The organism is Janthinobacterium sp. BHSEK, assembly GCF_056174685.1.
This window is the reverse complement of sequence record NZ_JBWBYV010000124.1, coordinates 1-3,533: the sequence shown is the minus strand read 5'-3', so window position 1 is coordinate 3,533 and position 3,533 is coordinate 1. Positions and strand designations below refer to the sequence as shown.

Below are 3,533 nucleotides of genomic sequence, written 5' to 3'. Positions count from 1 at the left end.
ATGCGGCGGCGATGGGCAGGCCCGCAGGCCATGCCTTTCAATTTGAGAACGGCCGGCTGGTCATTACCGCACCGACGCCCACGCCGCTGCTGGTGCAGTGCGACACCTTCCTGGTCGGCGTCAGAAAAACACGCGACGGCATCCTCAACCGCCTGGCCGGCATCGGCTTTGCCGCCGTGGCCAGCGGCGACACGGACACCGTGCAAACGATCATCGCGGCGCGCACCTGCCTGCTCGACATCACGATCTGCCCAAGCGTGACCGCCGCGCGCGATCTGGACGAGCTGCAGGCGGCCGTCAGCGCCGAGTTCCAGCGCATCGCGGACACGCTGCCGCAAGAGGCGCGGCGCGCCTTCGATGAAGCAGCCATCACGCAGTAACACCCCGACATTTACCACCTACCAGGAGAACAACATGGCCACCGACTACCACCATGGCGTGCGCGTCATTGAAATCAACGAAGGTTCGCGCCCCATCCGCACTGTCTCCACGGCCGTGCTGGGACTGATCGCCACGGCCGACGATGCCGACGCGCTAGCCTTCCCGCTCAACACGCCCGTGCTCGTCACCAACGTGAAAGCGGCCATGGCAAAGGCCGGCAAGAAAGGCACCTTGTACCGCGTGCTGGAAGCCATCGCCGCGCAAACCAAGCCCCTGACCGTCGTGGTGCGCGTGAGCGAAGGCAAGACGGAAGTGGAAACGACCAGCAATGTGGTAGGCGGCGTCTCGCCCGATGGCAAGTACCTGGGCGCCCAGGCGCTGCTGGCCGCGCAAAGCAGGCTCGGCGTCAAGCCGCGCATCCTGGGCGCGCCTGGCCTGGACACCAAGGCCGTCACCACGGCCATGGCCAGCGTGGCGCAGCGGCTGCGCGGCTTCGTGTATGCGTCGGCCTACGGCTGCAGCAACGCCGTGGCAGCCACCACCTACCGCGGCCAGTTCGGCCAGCGCGAGGTCATGCTCATCTGGCCTGATTTTGTCAGCTGGGATACCGCCACCAGCGCCGAGGCCAGCATGTCCGCCGTCGCCTACGCCATGGGCTTGCGCGCCAAGATCGACGAGGAGACGGGCTGGCACAAGACCTTGTCGAACGTGGTCGTCAACGGCCCGACCGGCATCAGCAAGGACGTGTTTTTCGACCTGCAAGACCCGGCCACCGATGCGGGCGTGCTCAACGCCAAGGAAGTCACGACCCTGATCAACATGGGCGGCTACCGCTTCTGGGGTTCGCGCACCTGCGAGGCGCCGGGCGGCTTCTTCTATTTCGAAAGCTACACGCGCACGGCCCAGGTGCTGGCCGACACCATCGCCGAGGCGCATTTCGCCTTTGTCGACCTGCCCTTGCATCCGTCCTTGGTGCGCGATCTGCTGGAAAGCATCAATGCCAAGTTCCGCGACTTGAAACTGCAGGGCTACATCATCGACGGCCATGCCTGGTATGACGAGCAGTTCAACGACAAGGACACGCTCAAGGCGGGCAAGCTGGCCATCGACTATGACTACACGCCCGTGCCGCCGCTGGAAAACCTGAAATTCCAGCAGCGTATTACCGACCGCTACCTGGCCGACTTCGCCTCGCGCATCGCCGCGTAGTCGTACCGGCGTCACCATCACCACCCTGCCCGCGCCTGCGCGGGCGCATTGAAATACTGGAGAACACCATGGGCCTGCCCCGCAAACTGAAAAATTTTAACTTGTTCCAGAACGGCGTGTCCTTCATGGGCATGGTGCCCGAAGTCACCTTGCCCAAGCTCAGCCGCAAGATGGAAGAGTACCGCGCCGGCGGCATGAGCGGCCCCGTGTCCGTCGACTTCGGCAATGAGGCGCTGTCGCTGGAATGGAGCGCCGGCGGCCTGATCGCCGAAGCCCTGAAACAGTACGGTGCGCACTCGCACGGCGCCGTGCAACTGCGCTTTGCCGGCGCCTACCAGGAAGACGATGACGGCACGGTCGCCGCCGTCGAGGTCGTCGTGCGCGGCCGTTACAAGGAAATCGATATGGGCGGCGCCAAGATGGGCGACGACACCACCCACAAATACACCATGGCTTGCAGCTATTACAAGCTGATGATCGACGGCGCCACGGTCATCGAACTGGACTTCATGAGCGGCACCGAGAACTTCGGCGGCGGCGACACGAATGCGGCCATCCGCAAGGCCATCGGCCTGTAATCCCCTTTTTTAAACACACCACAACAAGGAAACCACCATGCACAACGATACCCAAAACAGCGCCGTCATCGAACTGGACGACCCCATCAAGCGCGGCGACGGCTTCATCACCTCGCTGACCGTGCGCAAACCCAAGGCAGGCGCCCTGCGCGGCATTTCACTGATCGAGCTGGCCAACCTGAACGTGTCGGCCCTGCAGATCGTGCTGCCGCGCATCACCGAGCCGACCTTGACCGCGCACGACATCGCCAACATGGACCCGGCCGACCTGCTGGCAGTGGGCGCCGAGGTTGCCGGTTTTTTGGCGAGCAAAGCCGATCGCCTTTCGGTATCCCCGGCGAAGTAGAAGACGCCATGGCCGACATTGCCGGCGTCTTCCACTGGACGCCGGCAGCGATGGACGGTTTTACGATAGATGAACTGATGGCCTGGCGCGAACGCGCCAGGCAACGAAGCGGAGCGGAATAGATGGCTGGTCGGGATTTGAAGTTACAGGTAGTGTTTGCAGCGCTGGACAAGATTACCGGCCCGCTGAAAAAGATCATGGGCGGTTCCAGCGACACGGCCAAGGCATTGAAGGCCACCAGTGACCGCTTGCGCGAGCTGAACACCCAGCAGAGAAACCTGGGGAAATTCCGCGAACTGCATAGCGGTATCAATGCGACGCGTACCAAGCTCAAGGAAGCGCAGGACAAACTGAATGATCTTGCTGCGAAAATGAAGCAGACCACGACGCCCACGCGCGCCCTGACGCGCGAATTTAACGCGGCAGTCAAAGTCACGCAGGCATTGACGCTGAAAGGCCGCGAACAGAGCCAGCAATTCCGCGCCCTGCGCGCCAGCCTCAAGGAGGCCGGCATCGACACGCGCCAACTGGGCAAGGCGCAGGAGTGGCTTAAAAACAGTATCCAGTTGACGAACGTTGAGCTGGCGTCGCAACAAAAGCGCCTGGCCGCCTCTGCCGCCAAGCAGCAGCGCGTCACCAACGCCACCCAGCATGCTGACAAACTGCGCGGCAAGGCAGGTAGCATTGCCATGGCGGGGGCCGGCGCAACCGCCACCGGCGCCGTGGTCGCTGCGCCGGTCATCAAGGGCTTGCACGAAGCGAAACACTACGAAATCGAAACGGCGCGCATCCGTGCGCTGGGCACGCGCACGGCCAAAGAAAAAGAGCACGCGATTGCCTTTGCCAAAGAACTCAAGACGTACGGCGTCAGTCAGCTGGAAAAGACGGAAATGATCCGCGATTCCATCTCGATCTTTGCCGATGGCCACCACGCCGAAATGGCCCTGCCCACCATGTCGAAGATGAAATTCATCAACGATACCCTCTACCCGGAATCGGCCGGCGAGCGCAACGCGCAA

5 protein-coding genes and 1 pseudogene are annotated in these 3,533 nt (G+C 62.8%); all 6 read left to right on the top strand.

From position 1 onward, the window contains the following. Positions 1-380, top strand: a 380-nt coding sequence (locus AC0V2Y_RS27150) for a hypothetical protein (RefSeq protein ID WP_475418409.1), incomplete at its 5' end; no start/stop codon positions are given. A 34-nt stretch (positions 381-414) separates the two neighbouring features. Then, positions 415-1,590, top strand: a complete 1,176-nt coding sequence (locus AC0V2Y_RS27145; protein ID WP_475417299.1) for a phage tail sheath protein — start codon at positions 415-417, stop codon at positions 1,588-1,590. Between the two features lie 68 nt (positions 1,591-1,658). Then, positions 1,659-2,168, top strand: a complete 510-nt coding sequence (locus AC0V2Y_RS27140; protein WP_070346128.1) for a phage major tail tube protein — start codon at positions 1,659-1,661, stop codon at positions 2,166-2,168. Between the two features lie 37 nt (positions 2,169-2,205). After that, positions 2,206-2,514 (top strand): phage tail assembly protein, encoded by a 309-nt coding sequence (locus AC0V2Y_RS27135; protein WP_475417298.1) that lies wholly within the window; start codon positions 2,206-2,208, stop codon positions 2,512-2,514. A gap of 8 nt (positions 2,515-2,522) precedes the next feature. After that, positions 2,523-2,636: a GpE family phage tail protein gene (locus AC0V2Y_RS27130; RefSeq protein WP_071650284.1), complete on the top strand. Its 114-nt coding sequence runs from the start codon at positions 2,523-2,525 to the stop codon at positions 2,634-2,636. 15 nt (positions 2,637-2,651) lie between these two features. After that, a pseudogene (locus AC0V2Y_RS27125) lies at positions 2,652-3,533 on the top strand (phage tail tape measure protein); the annotation flags it as partial.

Excerpts from the sequence above, each read along its gene's own strand:
- AC0V2Y_RS27145 (WP_475417299.1), top strand. The coding sequence starts at position 415 with ATGGCCACCGACTACCACCATGGCGTGCGCGTCATTGAAATCAACGAA.
- AC0V2Y_RS27135 (WP_475417298.1), top strand. The coding sequence starts at position 2,206 with ATGCACAACGATACCCAAAACAGCGCCGTCATCGAACTGGACGACCCC.
- AC0V2Y_RS27140 (WP_070346128.1), top strand. The coding sequence starts at position 1,659 with ATGGGCCTGCCCCGCAAACTGAAAAATTTTAACTTGTTCCAGAACGGC.
- AC0V2Y_RS27130 (WP_071650284.1), top strand. The coding sequence starts at position 2,523 with ATGGCCGACATTGCCGGCGTCTTCCACTGGACGCCGGCAGCGATGGAC.